Origin of the sequence: Stenotrophomonas sp. STK17_22, assembly GCF_051983905.1 — a bacterium.
Classification (GTDB): domain Bacteria; phylum Pseudomonadota; class Gammaproteobacteria; order Xanthomonadales; family Xanthomonadaceae; genus Stenotrophomonas; species Stenotrophomonas maltophilia_A.
In genome coordinates, this window is record NZ_CP197010.1 from 4,252,152 (window position 1) to 4,275,102 (window position 22,951).

A 22,951-nucleotide genomic window follows, 5' to 3' on the forward strand; every position below is an offset into this window, starting at 1 on the left:
ATCGAAGGGGAGACGTTGAATATCCCCCAAATGCGTACCCAGGCGGATCAATGATCACCCATCACACGCTCGTCCCAACCGCCAGGGCACGCATCTTCGATGACCTGACGGCACGCCCGGCCACGCCCTATCACTCGATGTTCTGCACCTGTTCGCGGATCTGGTCGATCAGCACCTTCAGCTCCACCGCGGCATTGGACGTACGGCTGTCCACCGACTTCGAGCCCAGCGTATTGGCTTCGCGGTTGAACTCCTGCAGCAGGAAGTCCAGGCGGCGGCCGACCGGCTCGCGCTGCTTGAGCACGCGGCGGATCTCGACGATGTGGCTGCCGAGGCGGTCCAGCTCTTCATCCACGTCCAGCTTCTGCAGCCACAGCACCAGTTCCTGCTCGGCGCGGCCGGGGTCGACCGGGTGCGGCAGGTCGGCCAGGCGTGCGGCCAGCTTGGTGCGCTGGCCGTCGCGAATGGCCGGAATCAGCGTGCGCACTTCGGTGGCGATGCGTTCGATGCCGTCCACGCGCTCGCTGATGGCCGCAGCCAACTTGCCGCCTTCGCGCTCACGGGCCTCGACGAAGCCATCCAGCACCTGATCCAGCAGCGCCAGCGCCTCGACCTGCAGGGCGGCGGCATCGGTGGCCTCGCCACGGGTGACGCCCGGCAGCTGCAGCAGATCGGTGAAGCTGACCTGCAGATTGGGGAAATCGGAGGTCAGGCGGTGCGCCAGGCGGCCCAGCTGGCCCAGCAGGGCCTCGTCCACCTGCAGGTTGGCGGCCGCTTCCGGCGCGCGCAGGCGCATCACCAGATCCAGCTTGCCGCGGCTCAGGCGCGCGGCGATACGCTCGCGCAGCTGCGGCTCGAGCGCCCGCAGTTCCTCGGGCAGGCGGGTGCCGACCTCCAGGAAGCGGTGGTTGACCGAGCGCAGCTCGCAGCCCAGCGTGCCCCACGGGGTGACCCGCTCGCCGCCGGCATAGGCGGTCATGCTTCGAATCATGGATTGTGTCCGGTGCGTGCAAAGGGGGAATGGTACCCTAGCGTCCTCACCAGAGCCCCCTTGCCCGCCCCGTGAAGGCCGCGGGCGTGGCGGCGTACTCCCTCGCCATTACGGAACCCGCACCATGTCCGATTCCCGCCCCAGCGGCCGCCAGCCCGACCAGCTCCGCCCGGTCGTCATCCAACGCGGCTTCACCCGCCACGCCGAAGGTTCGGTGCTGGTGTGCTTCGGTGAAACCCGTGTGCTGTGCACCGCCAGCGTCGAGAACCGCGTGCCGGGCTTCCTGCGCGGCAAGGGCGAAGGCTGGGTGACCGCCGAATACGGCATGCTGCCGCGCGCCACCCACACCCGCAGCGACCGTGAAGCGGCCCGTGGCAAGCAGGGCGGCCGCACGCTGGAGATCCAGCGCCTGATCGGCCGCAGCCTGCGCGCGTGCGTGGACCGCAACGCGCTGGGCGAACGCACCATCACCCTCGACTGCGACGTGCTGCAGGCCGACGGCGGCACCCGCACCGCCGCCATCACCGGCGCCTACGTGGCCCTGGTCGATGCGGTGAATGTGCTGATGAAGCGCGGCGACATCAAGCGCAACCCGATCCTGGGTGCAGTGGCAGCGGTGTCGGTGGGCGTCTACCGCGGCACCGCGGTGCTGGACCTGGACTACGCCGAAGACAGCGACTGCGACACCGACATGAACGTGGTGATGAACGACGGCGGTGGCTTCATCGAGCTGCAGGGCACCGCCGAAGGCCATGCCTTCCGCCGCGATGAACTGGACGCGCTGCTGGGCCTGGCCGAGAAGGGCGTGCGCGAGCTGCTGGACGCACAGCAGGCGGCGCTGTCGGCATGAACCGGCGCATCGCCCTGACCACCCTGGTGGTGGCCGACTACGACGAAGCCATTGCCTGGTACACCGGCAAGCTCGGCTTCGCGCTGCTGGAGGACATCGACCAGGGCCACAAGCGCTGGGTGGTGGTGGGGCCGACCGACGGCAGCGCTGCCGCCCTGCTGCTGGCCCGTGCCAGCGACGAGGAACAGCGCAGCCGCATCGGCAACCAGACCGGTGGCCGCGTCGCCTTCTTCCTCAACACCGACGACTTCCACCGCGACCACACGGCGATGCTGGCCGCCGGGGTCGAATTCCTGGAAGCGCCGCGCGAAGAACCCTATGCAACGGTCGCGGTGTTCCGCGATCTGTATGGCAACACCTGGGACCTGCTGGAGCCCCGTCAATGAAGAAACTGGTACTGGCCAGCCACAACGCCGGCAAGCTGGTGGAGATGCAGGAGATCCTCGCCGACCTGCCGCTGCAGATCACCTCGGCCGCCGAGCTGGGCCTGGGCGACGTGGAAGAAACCGGCCTGACCTTCGTCGAGAACGCGCTGCTGAAGGCGCGCGCGGCCTGCGAAGCGACCGGCCTGCCGGCGCTGGCCGATGATTCGGGCCTGATCGTCGATGCCCTCGGCGGTGCACCGGGCCTGTACAGCGCGCGCTATGCCGGCCACCCGACCAATGCCGCGGCCAACAACGCCAAGCTGCTGGAGGCGATGGCCGACGTTCCCGATGGCCAGCGCGGCGCCCGCTTCTATGCGGTGATCGTGCTGCTGCGCCACGCCACCGATCCGCAGCCGCTGATCTGCGAAGGTCGCTGGGAGGGCCAGATCATCCGTGAACTGCGCGGCACGAATGGATTCGGCTACAACCCGGTGTTCCTGGACACCACCCACGGCCTGACCGCCGCGGAGATGGAGCCGGCCCTGAAAAACGCCATCAGCCACCGTGCCATTGCCCTGCAACAGCTCAAGCAGCAGCTGGCGACGCTGTACTGACGCCACCCGATCGAACCAGGGAAGCTGGCCAGCGGCCGGCACTACCGATGAAGCCCATGCCGCACGCCCACGACCACTGCAACCACCTGCCCGGCGAAGCCTGCTCCGCTGACCACGACACCTCGCCGCGGCTGGTACCGCCACCGCTGTCGCTGTACGTGCACCTGCCGTGGTGCGTGCGCAAGTGCCCGTACTGCGATTTCAATTCGCACCAGGCCAAGGGCGAACTGCCGTTCGATGCCTACATCGATGCGCTGCTGCGCGACCTGGACCAGGACCTGCCGCTGGTCTGGGGCCGGGTGGTGCACAGCGTGTTCTTCGGTGGCGGCACGCCCAGCCTGTTCCCGCCGGAAGCGATCGACCGCTTCCTGCAGCAGGCCAGCGCGCGCCTGCGCTTCGCGCCCAACGCCGAAATCACCCTGGAAACCAACCCGGGCACCGCCGAGCATGGCCGCTTCGACCGCTATCGCGCGGCCGGCGTCAATCGCCTCAGCTTCGGTATCCAGAGTTTCGACGATGCGATGCTCAAGCGCCTGGGCCGCATCCACGACAGTGGCGAAGCCGAGCGCGCGGTGAAGATGGCGCAGGACGCGGGTTACGACAACTTCAACATCGACCTGATGTACGCGCTGCCGGAACAGACCCTGGCCGGTGCCGAGGCTGATCTGGAACGCGCGTTCGCGCTGCAGCCGGCACACATCTCGCACTACCAGCTGACCCTGGAACCGAACACGGTGTTCTTCGCGCGGCCGCCGCAGGGCATTCCCGATGAAGACAACGCCTGGGACATGCAGGAACACTGCCAGGCGCTGCTGGCGCAGGCCGGTTTCGGCCAGTACGAGGTGAGCGCCTACGCACGCCCTGGCCGGCAGAGCGCGCACAACCTGAACTACTGGCGCTTCGGCGATTACCTGGGCATCGGTGCCGGCGCGCACGGCAAGATCAGCTCGGGCGCCGAGGAACACGTGCTGCGACGTTGGAAGCTGAAGCATCCGCAGGCTTATCTGGACAGCGCGGGCACCCCGGCCTCGTTCGGGGGTGACGATGTGATCGCGCCTGAGCGCCTGCCCTTCGAGTACATGCTGAATCTGCTGCGCCTGCACGAAGGCTTCGGCCTGCGCGATTTCGAGTCGCGTACCGGGCTGTCGCGCCGCGTGCTGGATGCACCGCTGGCCGAGGCCGTGCAGCGCGGCTGGCTGGAGGTGACGGATGGCCATGTGCAGCCGACCGAGCTGGGCCGCCGATTCACCAACGATGTGGTGAGCCTGTTCCTGGAGGAGTGAGCGTCCTGCAGTAACGGGTAGTGCCGGCCGCTGGCCGGCAGCTCGATCGGTGGGGATTGCCGGCCAGCGGCCGGCACTACCGTTCATCGGTCGGGCCATGCCTGGCGAACGGGATGCACATTCGCCCTAAAGTAGCGCCGACAGCGGCCGACACGGTAGATTCACCAGATCGATCCGCGGGAATCCGGATACCGCCTGCCGATGTCAGCTGTCTTTTCCATCACTCCTGCCGACAAGAACCGCCTGGCCGCCAGCGACCTGCCACCGCGGGTACGTGAGTTGCTGGGCGCGCTGATCGGCCTGTGCCGGCAGACGCTGGCCGCGCCCCTGATCCTGACTGTCGAAGCGCTGGAGCAGACCCTGCTGCACGACGCCGATCGCGCACGCAATCCGCAGCAGCAGGCCGAACTGATGGCCCAGCGTGGACAGCTGCACGCCTTCGCCGGCCACTTCGCCGACCGCATGCTCGATGCCGTTGCCGACGCCCTCGCACGGTTGCGCGAACCGGGTAGCGGTGTCAGCACCAGCGCTACGCCGCCAGCGCTGCCGGGCATGCTCGGGCTGTCGCTGGTTGATGAGCACGAAGTGGATCGCGACCTGCTGCTGACCGAGATGGTGCGGCGGGAAACCCTGCGTTCAACCAACACACTGAACCTGCTCGGCCAACGCCTGGGGGTACTGGCGGCGGCGCCGGCCTTCGAGGCCGACACCCTGCCGCTGGCGCCGCAGGCACTGTGCGCGATGGTGCGCCGGATTGCCGAACAGGACGCGCTGAGCGTCGAGGTACAGCTGGCGCTGTATCGCAGTTTCGAACGACAGGTGCTGGAACGGCTGGGCGATATCCTTGACCGTGCCAATGCCCTGCTGGCCCAGTCCGGCGTACTGCCGGGGCTGGTCTACACCCCCTACCTGGCACGCTCGTCGAGCACGCGGCGGATCATCACCCAGTCGGTGGGTGGCGGCCGCACCACGCAGCCGGCCAAGCGCAGCGCGGCCCCACTGACCGGCTGGAACGGTTCGGCACCGGCCGGCTCCTGGTCCAGCCTGGTACAGGACGCCTTCCACGAGGGTGGCGCAGCCGGCCCCGCCACGCCGGGCGTGACCACATCCACCGGCAGTGCTTTGCATGAGCTGCTGCAGCAGGCCCGGCACGCCAACCCTGCCCCGGCGGACAGCGGCGCAGTGCCCAGTGCGGCAGTCGACGCGGTACTCGCGCGTCTGCAGGCTCAGTCCAGCGCGGCAACCGGCGTGGCCGACCTGCAGGCCGCCGTGGTCGCGCAGCTGCGCAGCGAGCATGGTGCGCAGGCCCAGCTGGGCAGTCACGATCGGGACAACCTGGACCTGCTGCGCATGCTGATGCAGCAGGTGCAACAGCAGCAGCGTCCCGATCCGGTGCCGGCCGCCCTGCTGGCCCGCCTGCAGGTGCCCCTGGCACGTGCGGCAATGGCCGATCCGGGCTTCTTCGTACGCGACGAACATCCCGCGCGCGAGCTCCTCAACCAGATTGCCGAAGTCGGCGCCAACTGGCTGGGCGACGACGATGTCGACCCGCAGCTGCTGCAGCGCATGGCGCAGAGCGTGCAGGACCTGCTCGGCCAGGATGCACGCGCGCCGGAAGCCTTCGCCGCTGCCAACGAAGACGTGCAGCAGCACCAGCGCGCGGCGGCCCATCGTGCCGAACTGGCCGAGCGCCGCCACGTGGAAGCCGCGCGCGGCAAGGAACGATTGGAACTGGCCCGCCGCCAGGCCACCGCACAGATCGACCAGTGCTGCGACACGCAGTCGCCACCGCGCTTCGTGCAGACCCTGTTGCGCCAGGCCTGGGCCGATGCACTGACCCTCACCCGCCTGCGCCATGGCGATGATTCGCCACAGTGGCAGGAACGCCTGCAACAGACCGAGCGCATCGCTGCCATCACCGCACAGGCCATCGACGCCCCCGGCGGCACCGATACCGCGTTGGCAGCGGACGTGGAGGCCGCACTGCTGCAGGTCGGCTACCACGCCGAGGAAGCCGCCGCCGTCGCGCGCAGGCTGGCCACGCCCGGCGGCGAGGATGAAAGCACCTCGCGTACCGAACTCAGTGCCCGCCTGAAGGCACGTGCGCGCCTGGGCGAACACGCCGGCGCGCCCACCGGCACGGCGCCTGCAACGCCCCGCAGCAGTGCCGAGGAAGCCGCCTACCAGCAGCTGTCCACGCTGCCGTTCGGCAGCTGGTTCGACATCGATACCGGTGATGGCACGCTGCGCCGGCAGCGCCTGTCCTGGTACAGCCTGCTGACCGGCCACGCCCTGTTCGTCAATCCACGCGGGCAGAAGATCACCGATACCGACCTGGATACGCTGGCACGGCAGATCAGTGCCGGGCGCGCGCAACTGGTCACCGAAGACAAGGGCCGGCTGGTCGACCGTGCCTGGGAAGCCAGCCTTGGTGCGCTGCGCGCACTGGCCACGGGCCGCGCACAGGAGACCCCCGCATGAAAGCCGTACCGCCGCAGGACACCCGCCGCGCGCCGCGCCGCCAGGTCTCGGACCTGGTGCCGGTCACCGACCAGATGCGCGAGTGCGTGGTCGGACGCCTCGGCAATGTCTCCGAAACCGGCATGCTGATGCTGGCCAGCGTGCCGCTGCGCGAGGATGCGTTGTACCAGCTGCGCTTCCCGTTGCCACTGGGTGATGGCCGTCAGCAGGCCATCGATGTGGGCGTGCACCTGCTGTGGAGCGAGCCCGCACACGCACCCGGCCAGAGCTGGACCGGCTTCCGCTTCCTGACCCTGTCACGCGAACATCGGCAGCTGCTGCGCCAGTGGGTGGGCGAGGACAGCGACGAGGGACCGGTTTCGACGGCCTGAGTGCCGGTTCCGGCACAGCGGTTTTTCGCGGTATGCGGCAGAATCTAGGGCCGTTTTCCGTGTCGAGCCACCGCAATGATCCAGCAAGACCCCGGCGCCCTGTATTCCGACCACCTGGCCGTGCTGTGCCGACGCGCCGAACAGGCGCTGGCCCGCGGCGGCTTCGATCACCTGGTGGTGCCCAGCGGCACCCTGCACTACCAGGTGTTCGACGACCGCGACTACCCGTATGCGGTGAATCCGCAGTTCAAGGCCTGGCTGCCGCTGACCCGCGTGCCCAACAGCTGGATCGTGTTCACCCCCGGCAAGCGCCCGGCGGTGATCTTCCACCAGCCGTTCGATTACTGGCACGTGGTACCGGACGCACCGAGTGGCTGGTGGGTGGAGCACTTCGACATCCACATCATCCGCAAGCCCGAAGAGGCGCTGGCGCTGCTGCCGGCCGACCCGTCGCGCTGCGCGATCCTCGGCGAGCCGCAGAGCACGCAGGGCAACTACGTGCCGAACAACCCGGCATCGGTGGTGAACTACCTGGAATGGCACCGCGGCAGCAAGACGCCGTATGAAATCGCGCTGATGCGCCAGGCGCAGGTGCTGGGCGTGCGCGGCCACCGTGCCGCCGAAGCCGCGTTCCGCAACGGCGCCGACGAGTTCAGCATCCACATGGCGTACTGCCAGGCCGTCGGCCAGGACGCCAACGAGCTGCCCTACGGCAACATCGTGGCGTTGAACGAACATGCCGCCGTGCTGCATTACACCGAGCTGGGCCGCAAGGCACCGCAGCCGCTGCGCAGCTTCCTGATCGATGCTGGTGCCAGCGCGCACGGCTACGCCAGCGACATCACCCGCACCTACGCCGCGCACGGCCACGACGAGTTCGCCGCGATGATCGCCGCCGTCGACGCTGCCCAGCAGCAGATGTGCGCGGCGGTGCGCCCGGGCTTCGACTACAAGCAGCTGCACGTGGACGCACATCTTTCGCTGATGGGCGTGCTGAAGGACTTCGGCGTGATCAAGGTCTCGCCGCAGACCGCAGTGGAAACCGGCGTCAGCGCCGCGTTCTTCCCGCATGGCATCGGCCACCTGATCGGCCTGCAGGTGCACGACGTGGCCGGTTTCGCGGCCAGCGACGAGGGTGGCCGCATCGAGCGCCCGGCGGGCCACCCGTACCTGCGCCTGACCCGCGTGCTGGAGCCCGGCATGGTGGTGACCATCGAACCGGGCCTGTACTTCATCGACATGCTGTTGAATGAAGTGAAGGATGCCGGCCATGGCGATGCGATCAACTGGGACCGCGTGGATTTCTTCCGTCCGTATGGCGGCATCCGCATTGAAGACGAAGTGCTGTGCACTGAAGGCGAGGCGGACAACCTGACGCGGCCGGAGTTTGCGGCGGCGAACGGCTGAGCCCCTCGTGGTTGGTCGCGGAAAGCGGTTCATGGGTTTGGCGGGGCGGGTGGGCCATGCAGGGGACGCTGCAAGTACGTCCCTGTAAGCTCGATGGCGCCATCCATGGCGCCAACGCCCCTGCATGGCCCACCCGCCCCACCTCTGACAGTTTCCTGCCGCGTTCAACCACGGAAAAGAAAAAGAAAAGCAGAAGCGGGTCGCTCGCTGCGCTCGCTCTGTGTCGACCAAGGTCGACACCTACCAACAGCCGCGCGTTCCAACGGCCGCAGTCGCCAGTAGATCCACGCCATGCGTGGAGGATTCATTCGATATCTGACAGATGTGCCGACCAACGGTCGGCACCCACCAACAGCCGCGTGAACCTGTCGAAGGCGGGGCACGGTGGGTTTGCGGGGTGTGAGCCGCATGGATGCGGCGACCAAGCCTACAGGGACGTACTTGCGGCGTCCCCGCAAACCCACAGTGCCCCGCCCTCCCACGGAATGCCGCTTCGGTTTTTGACGTTGCCGTTGATTGCAGCAGGTGCAGGGCTGCAAGCCCTGCCGAAACCCTTTACCCCGCCATCACCGCTTCGATCTCGTCGGCACTGCGCGCCAGGCCTTCGGTCAGCACGCGATGCCCGTCATCGGTGATCAGCACGTCATCCTCGGTACGGATGCCGATACCGCGCCAGCGCGGCTCCACCGTCGTATCGTCCACACCGATGTACAGCCCCGGCTCAATGGTGAATGCCATGCCCGGCTCCAGCAGGCGCGAATCGCCGGCCAGGCGATAGTCACCCACGTCGTGTACGTCCATGCCGATCCAGTGCCCGGTCTTGTGCCGGTAGAAACGCTGGTACAGGCCCTCGGACAGGTTCTTTTCCAGCGTGCCCTTCAGCAGACCCAGCCGCAGCAGGCCTTCGGTCAGGGTCTGCACCGCCGCCAGGTGACCCATCTCGTAGGCCACGCCCGGCTTGGCCTGGGCCAGTGCAGCGGCCTGCGCGTCACCGACCAGGTCGTGCAGCGCGCGCTGCTCGGCGCTGAAGCGGCCGTTCACCGGGAACGTGCGGGTGATGTCGCTGGCATAGCCGCGGTATTCGGCACCGGCGTCGATCAGCACCAGCTCACCATCGCGCGAACGTGCGTTGTTGTCGCGGTAATGCAGGATGCAGCCGTTGCGACCTGCACCGACGATGCTGCAATAGGCCGGCACCGCGTCGTTGGCGCGGAACACGCGTTCCAGCTCCGCCTGCAGTTCGTATTCGTGGATGCCGGCCTTCGCCGCTTTCATCGCCGCCAGATGCGCACGCACGCTGATCTGCGCGGCGTGGTGCATCAGCGCCACTTCGGCGCCGGACTTGAACAGGCGCTGCTCATGCAGCAGGTGGCCCAGCTCCAGGAACTCATGCGGCGGCTGCGCGCCGTGGCGCACCTGCGAACGCACGCGGTTGACCCAGCCGATCAGCTTCAGGTCGAAATCGGCGTCGCGACCGAAGTGGTAATAGACGCGCGAACGCCCTTCCAGCAGGCCCGGCAGGATGTCGTCCAGATCGTCGATCGGGTACGCATCGTCCATGCCGTACTGCGCCACCGCACCTTCCTGGCCGGCGCGGCTGCCGTCCCAGGCTTCGCGCTCGGCGTCGCGCTCACGGCAGAACAGGATGGCCTCACCGTGGCGTCGCCCCGGGATCAGCACCAGCACCGCCTCCGGTTCCGGGAAGCCGCTCAGGTACTGGAAGTCCGAATCCTGCCGGAACGGGTAATGGGTATCGAGGCTGCGCACCTTCTCGGCCGCGGCGGGGAGCACCAGGATCGCATCCTCGCCGGCCATGTCCATCAGCTGGCGGCGCCGACGCTTGTATTCGCCGGCCGCGATGCCGGTGCGCTGCTTGATGTCCATCAGTTCAGGCGCTGCCGATGGCGCGAGGCCAGCACCACGTCACCGTGCAGCAGCAGTACCGCCACGCGGATGAATTCCTCGATCTCGGACAGGGCTTCGTCATCGTCATCGCCACCGGCCTCGAAATCCTCGCTGGAGGCACGCGCCAGGCTGGCCATGTCGGTCAGCGCTTCTTCGCCCTCTTCGGACAGGGTCGGGCGGCGGCCGCCGCTGCCCAGGCCGAAGCCGCCCAGGAAGGAACGGGTCCAGCTGAACATGGCATCAGCCTGCGCGGACACGTCGTCGCCATCGGTCAGCAGCAGTTCGAAGGCGAAATCGCGGTCTTCCAGTTGCTTGATGGTGACCTGCAGCAGCTGCCCCAGCACGCTGTCGGCGGCCACCGGCGGCAGGTTGTCGTCGGCCAGCACACGCGCCGGCCAATCATTGCCGGGGGCACCACCGGCGGCCAGCCAGCCGCACAGTGCGCCGTGCAGCTCGGCAGCGGTGGCGCCCAGGCCCAGTTCCTGGCTGGCGCGGGTAACGTCGTCGACGGAGGGAAGTTCGGTCATCGTGCGGCTCGTTCGGAAAGGAAACCCGGGGCGCGCACGCGCGCGCCCGTGAGACCCCGTAGTGTAGCAACCCGACGGCATCCTCTCTGCGACCGTCAGGCCTTGCTGCGACAACGCTTGACCGCCCTTACCCGGCTTGCCTATCGTGCCCGTATGGAACCCGCCGATCCCCTTGCCCAGCTGCAGGACTTCGCTGCCCGCGTGGAAGCGTTGCTTGAACGCAACCAGCGCCTGGCCGAGGAGAACCGCAGCCTGCGCCACCAGCAGGAACAGCTGGTGGCCGAGCGCTCGACGCTGCTGGCGAAGAATGAGCAGGCACGTTCGCGGGTGGAAGCAATGATCAGCCGGCTCAAATCCCTGGAGCAGCACACATGAGCGCCGAACCGGTCAGTGTCCGCATCCTCGATCGTGAATACACCGTGGGTGTCGGCGGCGATGAACGCGACAGCCTGATGGCGGCCGCGCGCCTGCTCGATGCGCGCATGCGCGAAATCCGCGGCAGCAACCGCATGGCCGCGGTCGACCGCGTCGCCGTGCTGGCGGCGTTGAACCTGGCCCATGAACTGCAACTGCTGCGCGACGAGAACGCCCGCCAGGCAGTCGCCCTGCAGCAGACGCTGGCCGACCTGAACCGGCGCCTGGACCGCGCGATCGACGGCACCCCGTAGAAGAGGGGACGGAGGGAATCAAGGCGCATTCGCCCCTTCCGTGCCGGAAACGTCTTAATCCCCTCCGTCCCCTTTTCTCATATCTGAATTGGCACGGACTGTTGCCGACGAACGGCCTATCCAGATCCTGCGTGCTGGCTATAATGGCCACGCGTTCTCTGCGGTACTCGACGGCATGTGCAAACATTCGCCTTGTCCCTTAAGAACGACACCGGGAGCGCGACAGCGCCGGGAGTGCAGGTCCGCCTTGTAGCGGGAAGCCCGATGGTTCTCCAGCGTTCCCACTTGAGCCCCCGGGTTCAAGGTCGTTTCGCATGCATCGACATTGCGGAGAATGCAATATTCCAGCAAGGGCGGCGTCTTCGGGCGTCGCCCTTGTTCTTTCCGGCACAATGACGGCTGATCCTTGCCGCACGCTGCCATGACCGACCCGCGCCAGGCCCTGCGCCACGACCTGCGGCAACGCCGCCGCGACCTTTCCGCCGCTGAGCGCATCGCCGCCGCCGAATCGCTTGCCGATGCCCTGCTGGCCCTGCCGTTCGCCCCGCGCGAAGGCGCCGTGGCCGGCTACTGGGCGCTGGATGGCGAAATTGCCCTGCACCGCTGGCAGTTGCAGCTACCCGACACACTGACCTACTGCCTGCCGGTACTGGCGGGTGACGTGCTGCGCTTCGCACCGTGGCGCCCCGGGCAGCCGCTGACCAGCAACCGCTATGGCATTCCCGAGCCGGACGTGGCGGTGGAAGACACCCTGGAACCGGCGCAGATGGCGCTGGTCGTGACCCCGCTGGTGGGTTTCGACACACAGTGCCGGCGGCTGGGCATGGGGGGCGGCTGGTATGATCGCAGCTTCGCCTTCCGCCACGACCGGCCGGCGCCGCCCTGGCTGGTCGGTGCTGCGTTCGCGGTGCAGCAGGTCGAGTCCTTGCCGGTGGCGTCGTGGGACGTGCCGGTGGATGCGATCTGCACCGAAGACGGCCCCCTGTTCCCCTCCGCTGCCCCCGTGAACGCATGACCGCCCGCAAGCGCTACTGGCTGATGAAGTCCGAACCGGACGCCTTCTCCATCGATGACCTGGCCAAGGTCAAGGTCGAACCCTGGAACGGGGTGCGCAACTACCAGGCGCGCAATTTCATGCGCGATGGCATGCAGGTGGGCGACGGCATCCTGTTCTACCACTCCAATACCAAGGTGCCCGGCATCGTCGGCCTGGCCACGGTCGCCAGCCCGGCCTATCCGGACGACACCCAGTTCGACCCGAAATCCGACTACCACGACCCCAAGAGCACGCGCGAGAACCCGCGCTGGATGCTGGTGGACGTGGCCTTCGACCGCAAGCTCAAGCAGGTGATCGCGCTGGACGAGATCAAGCTGCACGCCGAGGAGCTCGGCGAGGGCTTCCCGCTGGTTGCCAAGGGCAACCGCCTGTCGGTGTTCCCGGTGACCGCCGCGCAGTGGAAGCTGCTGCTGTCGCTGGAAAAGAAATCCTGATTCCCTGCCTGAGAGTTCTCCCATGTCCGAAGCCAAGCGCCTGGCCGCCGAGAAAGCCATCGAGTACGTTGAAGACGGCATGATCGTCGGTGTCGGCACCGGTTCCACCGTGGCCTATTTCATCGATGCCCTGGCCCGCATCCAGCACCGCATCAAGGGTGCCGTGTCCAGCTCCGAACAGAGCACCGCGCGCCTGAAGCAGCACGGCATCGAGGTGATCGAGCTGAACCACAGCGGCAACCTGTCGCTGTACGTGGACGGCGCCGATGAGTGCGATGCCAACAAGTGCCTGATCAAGGGTGGCGGCGCCGCACTGACCCGCGAGAAGATCATCGCCGAGGCCAGCGAGCGCTTCATCTGCATCGTCGACCCGAGCAAGCAGGTGCCGGTGCTGGGCAAGTTCCCGCTGCCGGTGGAAGTGATCCCGATGGCGCGCAGCCTGGTCGCCCGCCAGATCCGCGACATGACCGGCGGCCAGCCGACCTGGCGCGAAGGCGTGGTCACCGACAACGGCAACCAGATCCTGGACATCCACAACCTGCAGATCACCGATCCGGAAAAGCTGGAGCGCGAGCTCAACCAGCTGCCGGGCGTGGTCTGCGTCGGCCTGTTCGCGCGCCGTCGCGCCGATGTGGTGATCGTCGGCGGCGAGCCACCGGTCGTGCTCTGACCCTTCCGAAGGATCCTGACGATGTCGCTGTTGCGTTCGCTGCTGATGCTTCCGCTGCTGGCCCTGGCCGGCTGTGCTACCGACGCGGCCCGCCATTGGGTCGAGCTGGATGGCGCCCGCTACCAGGTGGAGCTGGCCACCAACGATGAAACCCGCGCGCGCGGGTTGATGTTCCGCGACCAGATGGCCGCCGATCACGGCATGCTGTTCATCCACGACCGCGAGGAAATGCAGGCGTACTGGATGAAGAACACCAAGCTTGCGCTGGACATCCTGTACTTCGACAGCCAGCGCAAGCTGGTCAGCCAGCAGCGCGATGTGCCGCCGTGCTCGGCCGGCGACATGTGCCCGCCCTACCCCAGCGGTGGACCGGCGCGCTATGTGCTGGAGCTCAACGCCGGTCAGGCCGAGAAGCTCAAGCTGAAGGACGGCACGGAGCTGAAATTCGGCCCAGGCATCGAGTAACAGGGTTCTGCCCGCGGTAGTGCCGGCCGCTGGCCGGCAACCCTGCAGGGGTCAGATCCCTTTCGCACGCGAAAGGGATCTGCCCCCCGGATTTTTCACGCGACACCGCTTGAAACCGCCTGCAATTGCCGCCAGTCTGTGGTCATGCAGGACCAGATCTCACTCCCCGACTGGGATGCACTGGCCGACCTCGAAGACGAGGCGCTGCCACTGTTGCCGACCGCGCTGCTGATCGCGCGCGATGAATACCCCGATCTGCAGCCGTCCACCTACGTCGCGCTGATCCAGAGCCACGTCGACCACCTCCGCTCGGAAGTGGACAGCATCGACAACAGCCCGCTGAAGATGGCGGCGATCAACCGCCACCTGTTCGACGAGCTGGGCTACAGCGGCGACCACGACGAGTATTACGACCCGCGCAACAGCTACCTCAACCAGGTATTCGAGCGCCGCCTGGGCAACCCGATCTCGCTGGCACTGGTGCAGATGGAAGTCGCGCGCCGGCTGGGAATCCCGCTCGACGGCGTGTCCTTCCCCGGCCACTTCCTGGTGCGCCTGCCGGTGGACGACGGTGTGCTGGTGATGGACCCGTTCAATGGCGGCCGCCCGCTGGACGTGGACGAACTGCGCGAGCGGGCCAAGTCACACCTGGGCGGGCAGATGCCCGACGACCAGGTGCTGGCGCAGATCCTCGACCCGGCCCCTGCGCGCGCGATCCTGATGCGGATGCTGCGCAACCTGCACGGTGTGTATGCCGAAGCGGGCGAATGGGACCGTGCCGCACGCAGTGCCGACCGCCTGCTGAAGCTGGCCCCGGAGCAGGACGACGCGCTGCGTGACCGTGGCCTGGCCTACCTGCAGCTGGAGTATCTGGCCGGTGCCCGCCACGACCTGGGGCAGTATCTGAAGCGCAACCCGGAAGCCAGCGATGCGCAGTGGCTGCGCGAGAAGCTGATCGACCTCGGCGGGCCAGTGCCGCGGCTGCATTGAGGGTGTCCGGTGTGCGGACCAACGGTCCGCACCCACAGAAGGGCCTGCAGGCCCCGCCATCAATCGACCTCGACCATCTCGAAATCGGCCTTGGTCACGCCGCAATCCGGGCAGGTCCAGGTCTCGGGAATGTCTTCCCAGCGCGTCCCCGGCGCGATGCCTTCTTCCGGCAAGCCTTCCGCTTCGCTGTAAAGAAAGCCGCAGACCACGCACATCCAGGTACGCAAGGTGGTGGGGGTGGCATCGCTCATCAGATAATCAGGGCTGGATTCACGGGCCGCCATTGTCCCATCGCGGTCCACTCACCGGTAGCCATCGATGACTTCTGCTTCCCCGGCGCCCCGCGGCGTCTACCTGATCACCCCGGACGAGCCCGATACCGCACGCCTGCTGGCCCGCACCGCGCCGCTGCTGGCCGCCGGCGCCACCTGGCTGCAGTACCGCAACAAGACCGCCAGTGACGCGCTGCGGCGGGAGCAGGCCACCGCCCTGCAGGCGCTGTGCGCGGAACACGGCGTGCCGCTGATCGTCAACGACGACCCGGCGCTGGCCAAGGCGGTCGGCGCCGCCGGCGTGCATCTGGGCGGCACCGACGGTGACATCCCCAGCGCGCGCGCGCTGCTCGGTGCCGAGGCCATCATCGGCGCCTCCTGCTACGACCAGCTGGCCAATGCCGAGAAGGCCGTGGCGGCCGGCGCCAGCTATGTGGCCTTCGGCGCCTTCTTCCCGACCACCACCAAGATCACCAGCAGCCGCGCCCATACCGACCTGCTGCGGCAAAGCGCCGCACTGGGCGTGCCGCGGGTGGCGATCGGCGGCCTGACGCCGGACAATGTCGGTCCCATCATCGACGCCGGCGCCGATCTGGTCGCCGTGGTCAGCAGCGTGTTCGCCGCCGAAGACCCGGTTGCGATCCAGCGCGCCTACCTCGCCCAGTTCGCGTAATGCCCAGGAAATCCGCATGAACCACGACCAGTCCCACGCCCTGTTCTCCCGCGCCCAGCAGCTGCTGCCGGGCGGCGTCAATTCGCCGGTGCGCGCGTTCAAATCGGTCGGCGGCGAACCGTTCTTCGTCGAGCGTGCCGACGGCGCCTACCTGTACGACGTCGACGGCAACCGCTACATCGACTATGTCGGTTCCTGGGGCCCGATGATCGTCGGCCACAACCATCCGGCCGTCCGCCAGGCGGTGAAGAAGGCGATCGACAATGGCCTGTCCTTCGGCGCGCCCTGCGCTGCCGAAGTGACCATGGCCGAGACCATCACCCGACTGGTGCCGTCGTGCGAGATGGTGCGCATGGTCAACTCCGGCACCGAAGCCACGCTGTCGGCGATCCGGCTGGCGCGCGGCGCCACCGGCCGCAACCGCATCGTCAAGTTCGAAGGCTGCTACCACGGCCACGGTGACTCGTTCCTGGTCAAGGCCGGTAGCGGCATGCTGACCCTGGGCGTGCCGACCTCGCCGGGCGTCCCGGCCGGCCTGAGCGAACTGACCCTGACCCTGCCCTACAACGACTTCGAAGCGGCCACTGCCCTGTTCGAACAGCAGGGTGACGACATCGCCGGCCTGATCATCGAACCGGTGGTCGGCAACGCCAACTGCATTCCGCCACGCGAAGGCTACCTGCAGCACCTGCGCGAACTGTGCACGAAGCATGGCGCGCTGCTGATCTTCGACGAAGTGATGACCGGTTTCCGCGTTGCCCTTGGCGGTGCACAGGCGCACTACGGCATCACCCCGGACCTGACCACCTTCGGCAAGATCATCGGCGGCGGCATGCCGGTGGGTGCCTACGGCGGCCGCCGCGAACTGATGCAGCAGATCGCCCCGGCCGGCCCGATCTACCAGGCCGGCACGCTGAGCGGCAATCCGGTGGCGATGGCCGCCGGCTTGGCGATGCTGGAACTGATCCAGCAGCCGGGTTTCCACGCCGACCTGGCCGAGCGCACCGCGCGCCTGTGTGCCGGCCTGGAAGCGGCCGCTGCCGACGCCGGCGTGGCGGTGACCACCACCCACGTGGGCGCCATGTTCGGCCTGTTCTTCACCAGCGAGAAGGTGGAGACCTATGCGCAGGCCACCGCCTGTGACATCCCGGCGTTCAACCGCTTCTTCCACGCGATGCTGGACCAGGGCGTGTTCCTGGCACCGTCGGCGTACGAGGCCGGCTTCCTGTCCAGCGCTCACGATGACGCCGTGATCGAGGCCACGCTGGCCGCCGCACGCATGGCATTCAAGGCCGCCAAGGGCTGAGCCCGCTCTGCACAAAAAAGGGGACGGAGGGGATTAAGTCGTTTGTGCACAAACGACTTAATCCCCTCCGTCCCCTTTTTTTCCTGGTAGAGCCACGCCATGCGTGGCTGCTCAACCGAAGACGAACTTGCCCTTCATCATCGCGAAGTGACCGGGGAACGAGCAGAAAAAGGTGTAATCCCCACCCTTCTGCAGGCCCTGGGTAGAGAAGCGCACGCGCGCGGTTTCACCACCGCCGATCACCTTGGTGTGCGCCAGCACGCGCTTGTCGGCCTTCGGCAGGTAGCTGTCGGCCAGGGTCATGCGCATGCCGGCCATCGCCACCGGCTGGTAATCCGCGCTGCGGGTCAGCACCCAGTTATGGCCCATCGCGGTAGCGGCCAGCTTGCCGGTGTGGCGCAGGGTCAGATCCACGGCGGTGCAATCAGCGGCCACCTTGATCTCGCGGCTGCTGAAGCTCATCTGGTCGGTGCTGTCGATGCTCACCGCACACACCCGCGCCATCGCCGACGGCGCCAGCATCAGCGCGCCCAGTCCCACTGCCACCATCCAAGCCTTCATCGTTGCGTCTCCTGCGGATTCAAGCGCCATTCTAGGCAGGCCCCTGCGGCCGCGTCTGCGACCGTCTGTCGCATGGCTGCTCCAGGGTTTCCCGCGTGTTCACTGCAATGGCATGCTCGACCAATGCGGATCGACCTGTTGCTGCTGGACGTGGATGGCGTGCTGGTGCAGTACCAGCGCGCGCAGCGCGTACTGCACCTTGCGCAGGCGCTGGACGTCGCGCCGGAAACCGTGCAGGCCGCGCTGTACGACAGCGGGCTGGAAGCGGCACATGACAATGGCACGCTGGATGGCCCGGCCTATCTGGCGCAGCTGGGAGAGCTTCTAGGCACGACGGTCGATGTGACTGCTTGGACCGCGGCGCGGCGGGCCGCCAGCCATCCGCAGGCTGCCGTGTTGCAGCGGCTGCAGGCCCTGCAGTTGCCGATGGCAGTGCTGACCAACAACGGCGCGCTGATGCAACAGGCCTTGCCCAACCTGCTACCGGAACTGTTCCCTGCCCTGCAGGACCGCGTGTTCTGCAGCGCCGATTTCGGCCTGCGCAAACCGGCGCCGGAAGTCTTCCTGCGCACGCTTGAGGTACTCGGCGTGGCACCTGCGCGCACGCTGTTCGTCGATGATCTGTTCGCCAACGTGCGCGGCGCACGCGCCGCCGGCCTGCACGCGGAAACCGTGCGCGATGGCCGGGGATTGGGCAAGGTGTTGAAGCGTTACGCGGTGAGCTGATCGGGGTCAGAGCCCTCTCCGCAGGAGAGGGGTCCGACCTCAGCAGATTCAGCGCGCGGCGATGAACGCGGCAATCGCCGCGCGCAGGCGCTTGAGGCCTTCGGCCACTTCTTCGTCGGTGATGTTCAGCGACGGCACGAAGCGCAGCACGTCCGGGCCGGCCTGCAGGGTCAGCAGGCCCTGCTCGGCGGCGTGGTCGAGGATCGCACCGGCCTGGCCGGCGAAGTCCTTGCTCAGCACCGCGCCCAGCATCAGGCCACGGCCACGCACGTCGCTGAACACACCGAACTCGTCGTTGATGCGGGCGAAGCCATCGCGCAGCGCCTTCGACTGGCGGCTGACGTTGGCGGCGATCTCCGCCGAGGCCAACTTGCGCAGCGCCACGCGCGCGACTGCGGCCGCCAGCGGGTTGCCACCGAAGGTGGTGCCGTGCGCGCCGAACTGCATGGTCTCAGCCACCTTCGGGCCGGCCAGCATCGCGCCGATCGGGAAGCCACCGCCGAGCGCCTTGGCCAGGGTGACCATGTCCGGTACCACATCGTCCTGCCAGTGCGCGAACAGCGTGCCGGTGCGGCCCATGCCGGCCTGGATCTCGTCCAGCACCAGTAGCGCGTTGTGCTGGTCGCACAGTTCGCGCACGCGCTTGAGGAAACCGGACTTGGCCGGCATCACGCCGCCCTCGCCCTGGATCGGCTCCAGCATCACTGCAGCCACGTCGCCGGCGGCCATCGCGGTTTCCAGCTGCACCTCATCGTTGAAATCGATGTAGCGGAAGCCACCGGGCAGCGGCTCGTAGCCTTCCTGGTACTTCGGCTGGGCGGTGGCGGTCACCGCGCCCATGGTGCGGCCGTGGAAGCTGCCACGGAAGGTGATGATCACCCGCTTGTCGGCCGGGCGACCCTGGCTGGAGGCCCACTTGCGGACCATCTTGATCGCCACTTCGTTGGCTTCGGCGCCGGAGTTGCACAGGAACACGCGCTCGGCGAAGCGGCTGGCCTTCACCAGCTCCTCGGCCAGGTGCAGCGGCGGTGCACTGTAGAACACGTTGCTGGTGTGCCAGAGCTTGCCGGCCTGCTCGACCAGCGCGGCGACCAGGTCCGGATCGTTGTGGCCCAGGCCACACACGGCGATGCCGGCGGCCAGGTCGATGAACTCACGGCCCTGGCTGTCCCACACGCGGGCGCCCTGGCCTCGTTCCAGTACCACCTGGCGGGGCTTGTAGACCGGCAGGTAATAGTGCGAAAGGGAGATCAGCGGATCGGTAGCGGCGGTCATGGCAGTCGGCAGGGTTCAGGAATCCCCATTCTCGCGCCGGAACCCCTGCGGCACAATGCGCCCATGCGACCGTTTTCCGCCCCCCAGCTGAACCCCGCCACCGAGACCGGCTGGCGCCGTCGGTGGTTCGACATCATCTACCGCCACGACACCCGGCCTTCGCGCAATTTCGACCTGATCCTGGTGGTGGCGATCATCGCCAGCATCCTGGTGGTGATGATCGACAGCGTGCAGCACCTGCATGCCGAATGGTCCACCGGCCTGTACATCCTGGAATGGGGCTTCACGATCATCTTCACCGCCGAGTACCTGCTGCGTCTGGCGGTGGTCAAGCGCCCGCTGCGTTACGCGGTGAGCATCTGGGGCATCATCGACCTGCTGTCGATCCTGCCCGCCTACCTGTCGATGTTCATCCCCGGCGCGCAGAGCCTGCTGGTGGTGCGTGCGCTGCGCATCCTGCGCGTGTTCCGCATCCTCAAGCTGACCCGCTACATCGAGGAAAGCGGCGTATTGATGACGTCACTGTGGCGCAGCCGGCGCAAGGTGCTGGTGTTCCTGTTCACGGTGATCACCATCACCATCATCGCCGGTGCGCTGATGTACGTGATCGAGGGCCCCGAACACGGCTTCACCAACATCCCCGCTAGCATGTACTGGGCGGTGGTGACCATGGCCACGGTCGGTTTCGGCGACATCGTGCCGCAGACCGTGCTCGGCCGCTTCGTCACCTCGGTGCTGATCCTGATCGGCTACAGCATCATCGCCGTGCCCACCGGCATCTATACCGCCGAGCTGGCCAGCACCATGCGTGAAGCCGAGCAGGCCGCGCGCCGCGATGCGCGTGGCTGCCCGGACTGTGGGCTGGAAGGCCATGAACCGGATGCACTGCACTGCCGCAAGTGCGGCGGCAAGCTGCCGGATGCGTTCAACCATTGAGGCAGATGCCGGCCAGCGGCCGGCACTACCTCTCGGCGGTTACGCATGGATGCGTGTGCCGTTGCTCACCGCATGCGGTTGCTGGTGGTCACCAGATCGTTGTATGCGGCGAGGATCGTTGACTGCGCCCCTTCCGGGTCGGTGGTGAGCCAACTGCCCGACGCCTTCCGCTCTGCCGCCAGTGCTTCGGCGGTGATCGGCTTGTGCTGCTCCAGGCGCTCGACGCCACGTCCCGCAGTACGCACCAGCTTGTCCGCCGAACGCTGCACGTGGCCCCACATCGGGTCGTCCTTGCCGACACCGCCGTTCTGGATTTCCGTCACCAGTGCCTGATAGTCAGCCAGCTGCACGCGCAGCGCCGCAACGTCCGGTGCGTCGTCCTGGAACGCCGTGGCCAGTAGCTTGCCATCGCCCAGCAGGCGAAGGTGGTAGTAGGCCAGCGAGCGCCCTTCGCTCTCCTCGATCTGCTTCAGCTGCGCGGCACGGCGATCGTTCTCGTTCTTTTCCAGCGCCACATCCATCGCTTCGCTGGCCTTGAAGAAATCAGCATAGGCCTGCATCAGCGGGGCATGCTGGCTGCGCATCCCTTCACCGCCATCACGACGATAATCCTCGCGGGTGAAGTAACCATCGGCGCGCTCGACCAGGGTGTTCAATGCCTGGAAGGCCTGCTGATAGTCACGCGCGGGGCCATCCATCGGCAGGGCCGGGGTTTTCGCCAGCGCGTCGGTCAGTGGCTGGCCGCAGTACTCGACGCGGTGCGACAGCACCTTACCGGGCGAACGCGGTTGCGCTTCCTTGCCGGTCGGGCCGGCTTCAGGGTCCTTCATCCAGCTGGTGTAGGTCTGGAAACCCTCGTGAATGGGTTGTTCAACGCCGTTGTAGCACTCGATGTAGGCGTTCACCTTCTCCAGGCTGGGGTCGGCCAGCGACAACCCTGCCGGTTTGTTGCAGCCGCTCAGGCCAGCCACAGCGCCGATCAGCAGCAGCGGCGCGATACGCAGACAGGAAGTCGTCATGGTCTCTCGCATGGGTGCTGGCGCGCCGGTCACTGGCGGTTGCTCTGGAAAACGAGCGTGTTGTATTCCTGCATGAGCTTGCTGGCAGAGCCACGCGGCGCCATCGACGGCGAATCAAGCATGCGTCGTTCGAAATCGGTGTAAGGCTTTTTCTCGCTGACGCGCTGCAGCCGCTCCTTGCCTTCGCGCCGGAAATTCTCGGCCCCACGCTCGAAGCCTTCCCAGTCCGACTTGCCCGGTTCCTGGTCGGCAACCTTGGCGTGCGCTTCATCGGAAATGCGGTTGAAGGCATCCAGGCGTTCGCGGGCCTTGGCCTGATCGAAATCATCCTCGCTCATCAGATCCATGATCGCCTTGGCTTCCAGCATCATCGCCAGACGGTAGTACTCGCGCGTGCGCCCCTCGGCCTGTTCCAGCGCCTTGAGCTGCTCGCGCTGGGCGGCGTCGTTCTGGCGCTCCAGCTCGGCATTGAACGTTTCGCTGGCAGCCACGAAATCCTTGAAGGCGGCCATCAAGGGCGCGTGCAGCTGCTTGCCCTTGGCGAACTGGTCGTCTTCGTAGTCCTGGCGATCGTAGTAGTCATGCGCGTCCTTGCTGACCGGCACCAGCGCCTTCAGCGCCTGCTGGTAGTGACCTGCAGCCGCATCGAGTTCGGCCAGCGCCGGCTTGGCAGCGATCGCCTCGGTCACCGGGGCGTCGCACTGCTTCATGTCGTAGTCGCTGATCTCGAACGGGCCGTACACGTGCGTCTCGCGTCCGGTCGGGCCAGCGTCGACATCCTTGATCCAGCGCGTGTAGGACTGGATGCTGCCGTGGGTTTTCGAATCCAGCGCGTTGAAGCAGCCGATGTAGGCGTTGAGCTTGGCGGTCAACTGCTGCTGTGTATCGGACGGGGCCGTGCTGGCGTCCGGCGTGCCGGAGGCAGAGGCGCCGCCCGCAGCTGCGGGTGCCTTGCCACCGCAGGCGGTCAGGATCAACGACAGCGAAGCGGCCAGCGCCGCCACGGAAAGAGTGCGTGACATGTGCTCACATCCTTGTTGAAAACGATTACAGCCACGCATTCTAGCGCAGCAGGCCGAGGGTCGCAGCCCTCGGCCTCTTCCAG

Annotated in this window: 26 protein-coding genes and 1 other RNA gene; 19 read left to right on the forward strand and 8 right to left on the reverse strand. The window is 67.2% G+C overall.

What is annotated here, in order from left to right; genetic code table 11:
* Nucleotides 1-130: 130 nt before the first annotated feature.
* The gene (locus ACSYS9_RS19850; RefSeq protein ID WP_071228188.1) at nucleotides 131-991 is read right to left on the reverse strand and encodes a YicC/YloC family endoribonuclease; all 861 of its coding nucleotides are present in this window, start codon (nucleotides 989-991) and stop codon (nucleotides 131-133) included.
* Nucleotides 992-1,115: 124 nt separating this feature from the next.
* Here ACSYS9_RS19850 and rph point away from each other — a divergent pair, with 124 nt between their 5' ends.
* From rph to pepQ, 7 genes are all read left to right on the forward strand, one after another.
* Nucleotides 1,116-1,841, forward strand: coding sequence for a ribonuclease PH (gene rph / locus ACSYS9_RS19855; protein ID WP_071228187.1), 726 nt, complete (start codon nucleotides 1,116-1,118; stop codon nucleotides 1,839-1,841).
* On the forward strand, nucleotides 1,838-2,227 hold the full coding sequence (locus ACSYS9_RS19860) for a VOC family protein (RefSeq protein WP_049400723.1): 390 nt from the start codon (nucleotides 1,838-1,840) through the stop codon (nucleotides 2,225-2,227). Before rph ends, ACSYS9_RS19860 begins: the two co-directional genes overlap by 4 nt.
* Nucleotides 2,224-2,820, forward strand: a complete 597-nt coding sequence (gene rdgB, locus ACSYS9_RS19865; protein WP_014038346.1) for an RdgB/HAM1 family non-canonical purine NTP pyrophosphatase — start codon at nucleotides 2,224-2,226, stop codon at nucleotides 2,818-2,820. The genes ACSYS9_RS19860 and rdgB overlap by 4 nt, the downstream gene beginning before the upstream one ends.
* A gap of 56 nt (nucleotides 2,821-2,876) precedes the next feature.
* Nucleotides 2,877-4,103: a radical SAM family heme chaperone HemW gene (gene hemW, locus ACSYS9_RS19870; RefSeq protein ID WP_071228199.1), complete on the forward strand. Its 1,227-nt coding sequence runs from the start codon at nucleotides 2,877-2,879 to the stop codon at nucleotides 4,101-4,103.
* Nucleotides 4,104-4,304: 201 nt separating this feature from the next.
* Nucleotides 4,305-6,584 (forward strand): DUF1631 family protein, encoded by a 2,280-nt coding sequence (locus ACSYS9_RS19875; protein ID WP_071228186.1) that lies wholly within the window; start codon nucleotides 4,305-4,307, stop codon nucleotides 6,582-6,584.
* The gene (locus ACSYS9_RS19880; protein WP_049400720.1) at nucleotides 6,581-6,955 is read left to right on the forward strand and encodes a PilZ domain-containing protein; all 375 of its coding nucleotides are present in this window, start codon (nucleotides 6,581-6,583) and stop codon (nucleotides 6,953-6,955) included. The genes ACSYS9_RS19875 and ACSYS9_RS19880 overlap by 4 nt, the downstream gene beginning before the upstream one ends.
* Before the next feature lie 75 nt (nucleotides 6,956-7,030).
* Entirely contained in the window at nucleotides 7,031-8,362 is a 1,332-nt protein-coding gene (gene pepQ, locus ACSYS9_RS19885) for a Xaa-Pro dipeptidase (protein WP_071228185.1), read from the forward strand.
* 555 nt (nucleotides 8,363-8,917) lie between these two features.
* On the opposite strand, the gene ACSYS9_RS19890 is transcribed toward pepQ, so the two are convergent.
* Together ACSYS9_RS19890 and ACSYS9_RS19895 are read right to left on the reverse strand one after the other, a co-directional pair.
* Complete coding sequence (locus tag ACSYS9_RS19890; RefSeq protein ID WP_100437673.1) at nucleotides 8,918-10,240, reverse strand: aminopeptidase P N-terminal domain-containing protein; 1,323 nt, start codon at nucleotides 10,238-10,240, stop codon at nucleotides 8,918-8,920.
* 5 nt (nucleotides 10,241-10,245) lie between these two features.
* On the reverse strand, nucleotides 10,246-10,794 hold the full coding sequence (locus ACSYS9_RS19895) for a YecA/YgfB family protein (RefSeq protein WP_032128368.1): 549 nt from the start codon (nucleotides 10,792-10,794) through the stop codon (nucleotides 10,246-10,248).
* Nucleotides 10,795-10,947: 153 nt separating this feature from the next.
* Here ACSYS9_RS19895 and ACSYS9_RS19900 point away from each other — a divergent pair, with 153 nt between their 5' ends.
* From ACSYS9_RS19900 to ACSYS9_RS19935, 8 genes are all read left to right on the forward strand, one after another.
* Entirely contained in the window at nucleotides 10,948-11,169 is a 222-nt protein-coding gene (locus ACSYS9_RS19900) for a TIGR02449 family protein (RefSeq protein WP_005410898.1), read from the forward strand.
* Complete coding sequence (locus ACSYS9_RS19905) at nucleotides 11,166-11,462, forward strand: cell division protein ZapA (RefSeq protein ID WP_005410899.1); 297 nt, start codon at nucleotides 11,166-11,168, stop codon at nucleotides 11,460-11,462. Before ACSYS9_RS19900 ends, ACSYS9_RS19905 begins: the two co-directional genes overlap by 4 nt.
* Before the next feature lie 152 nt (nucleotides 11,463-11,614).
* Nucleotides 11,615-11,800, forward strand: a non-coding RNA gene (ssrS, locus tag ACSYS9_RS19910) — 6S RNA.
* Nucleotides 11,801-11,883: 83 nt separating this feature from the next.
* On the forward strand, nucleotides 11,884-12,477 hold the full coding sequence (locus tag ACSYS9_RS19915; protein WP_071228184.1) for a 5-formyltetrahydrofolate cyclo-ligase: 594 nt from the start codon (nucleotides 11,884-11,886) through the stop codon (nucleotides 12,475-12,477).
* The gene (locus tag ACSYS9_RS19920; protein WP_032128370.1) at nucleotides 12,474-12,953 is read left to right on the forward strand and encodes an EVE domain-containing protein; all 480 of its coding nucleotides are present in this window, start codon (nucleotides 12,474-12,476) and stop codon (nucleotides 12,951-12,953) included. Before ACSYS9_RS19915 ends, ACSYS9_RS19920 begins: the two co-directional genes overlap by 4 nt.
* A gap of 22 nt (nucleotides 12,954-12,975) precedes the next feature.
* Nucleotides 12,976-13,623: a ribose-5-phosphate isomerase RpiA gene (rpiA, locus tag ACSYS9_RS19925; RefSeq protein ID WP_006389802.1), complete on the forward strand. Its 648-nt coding sequence runs from the start codon at nucleotides 12,976-12,978 to the stop codon at nucleotides 13,621-13,623.
* A 21-nt stretch (nucleotides 13,624-13,644) separates the two neighbouring features.
* The gene (locus tag ACSYS9_RS19930; protein ID WP_049421686.1) at nucleotides 13,645-14,088 is read left to right on the forward strand and encodes a DUF192 domain-containing protein; all 444 of its coding nucleotides are present in this window, start codon (nucleotides 13,645-13,647) and stop codon (nucleotides 14,086-14,088) included.
* A gap of 144 nt (nucleotides 14,089-14,232) precedes the next feature.
* A complete protein-coding gene (locus ACSYS9_RS19935) occupies nucleotides 14,233-15,078 on the forward strand; it encodes a SirB1 family protein (protein WP_071228183.1) in 846 nt (281 codons plus the stop codon).
* A gap of 59 nt (nucleotides 15,079-15,137) precedes the next feature.
* Here ACSYS9_RS19935 and ACSYS9_RS19940 read toward each other — a convergent pair whose 3' ends face one another.
* Nucleotides 15,138-15,362 (reverse strand): rubredoxin, encoded by a 225-nt coding sequence (locus ACSYS9_RS19940; protein ID WP_081352290.1) that lies wholly within the window; start codon nucleotides 15,360-15,362, stop codon nucleotides 15,138-15,140.
* A 34-nt stretch (nucleotides 15,363-15,396) separates the two neighbouring features.
* Between ACSYS9_RS19940 and thiE the strand changes: the two genes are divergently transcribed.
* Together thiE and hemL are read left to right on the forward strand one after the other, a co-directional pair.
* Nucleotides 15,397-16,023 (forward strand): thiamine phosphate synthase, encoded by a 627-nt coding sequence (thiE, locus tag ACSYS9_RS19945; protein ID WP_071228182.1) that lies wholly within the window; start codon nucleotides 15,397-15,399, stop codon nucleotides 16,021-16,023.
* Nucleotides 16,024-16,039: 16 nt separating this feature from the next.
* The gene (gene hemL / locus ACSYS9_RS19950) at nucleotides 16,040-17,329 is read left to right on the forward strand and encodes a glutamate-1-semialdehyde 2,1-aminomutase (RefSeq protein ID WP_071228181.1); all 1,290 of its coding nucleotides are present in this window, start codon (nucleotides 16,040-16,042) and stop codon (nucleotides 17,327-17,329) included.
* Nucleotides 17,330-17,440: 111 nt separating this feature from the next.
* On the opposite strand, the gene azu is transcribed toward hemL, so the two are convergent.
* The gene (gene azu / locus ACSYS9_RS19955; protein WP_049460658.1) at nucleotides 17,441-17,890 is read right to left on the reverse strand and encodes an azurin; all 450 of its coding nucleotides are present in this window, start codon (nucleotides 17,888-17,890) and stop codon (nucleotides 17,441-17,443) included.
* 123 nt (nucleotides 17,891-18,013) lie between these two features.
* Here azu and ACSYS9_RS19960 point away from each other — a divergent pair, with 123 nt between their 5' ends.
* Nucleotides 18,014-18,616: an HAD-IA family hydrolase gene (locus tag ACSYS9_RS19960; protein WP_071228180.1), complete on the forward strand. Its 603-nt coding sequence runs from the start codon at nucleotides 18,014-18,016 to the stop codon at nucleotides 18,614-18,616.
* A gap of 48 nt (nucleotides 18,617-18,664) precedes the next feature.
* Here ACSYS9_RS19960 and ACSYS9_RS19965 read toward each other — a convergent pair whose 3' ends face one another.
* Nucleotides 18,665-19,891, reverse strand: a complete 1,227-nt coding sequence (locus ACSYS9_RS19965) for an acetylornithine transaminase (RefSeq protein ID WP_006467246.1) — start codon at nucleotides 19,889-19,891, stop codon at nucleotides 18,665-18,667.
* Between the two features lie 63 nt (nucleotides 19,892-19,954).
* On the opposite strand from ACSYS9_RS19965, the gene ACSYS9_RS19970 reads away from it, so the two are divergent.
* Nucleotides 19,955-20,827, forward strand: coding sequence for an ion transporter (locus tag ACSYS9_RS19970; RefSeq protein ID WP_032128376.1), 873 nt, complete (start codon nucleotides 19,955-19,957; stop codon nucleotides 20,825-20,827).
* Nucleotides 20,828-20,892: 65 nt separating this feature from the next.
* Here ACSYS9_RS19970 and ACSYS9_RS19975 read toward each other — a convergent pair whose 3' ends face one another.
* Together ACSYS9_RS19975 and ACSYS9_RS19980 are read right to left on the reverse strand one after the other, a co-directional pair.
* Nucleotides 20,893-21,858 (reverse strand): YiiG family protein, encoded by a 966-nt coding sequence (locus ACSYS9_RS19975; protein ID WP_071228198.1) that lies wholly within the window; start codon nucleotides 21,856-21,858, stop codon nucleotides 20,893-20,895.
* A 17-nt stretch (nucleotides 21,859-21,875) separates the two neighbouring features.
* Entirely contained in the window at nucleotides 21,876-22,868 is a 993-nt protein-coding gene (locus ACSYS9_RS19980) for a YiiG family protein (protein ID WP_071228179.1), read from the reverse strand.
* Nucleotides 22,869-22,951: the final 83 nt, after the last annotated feature.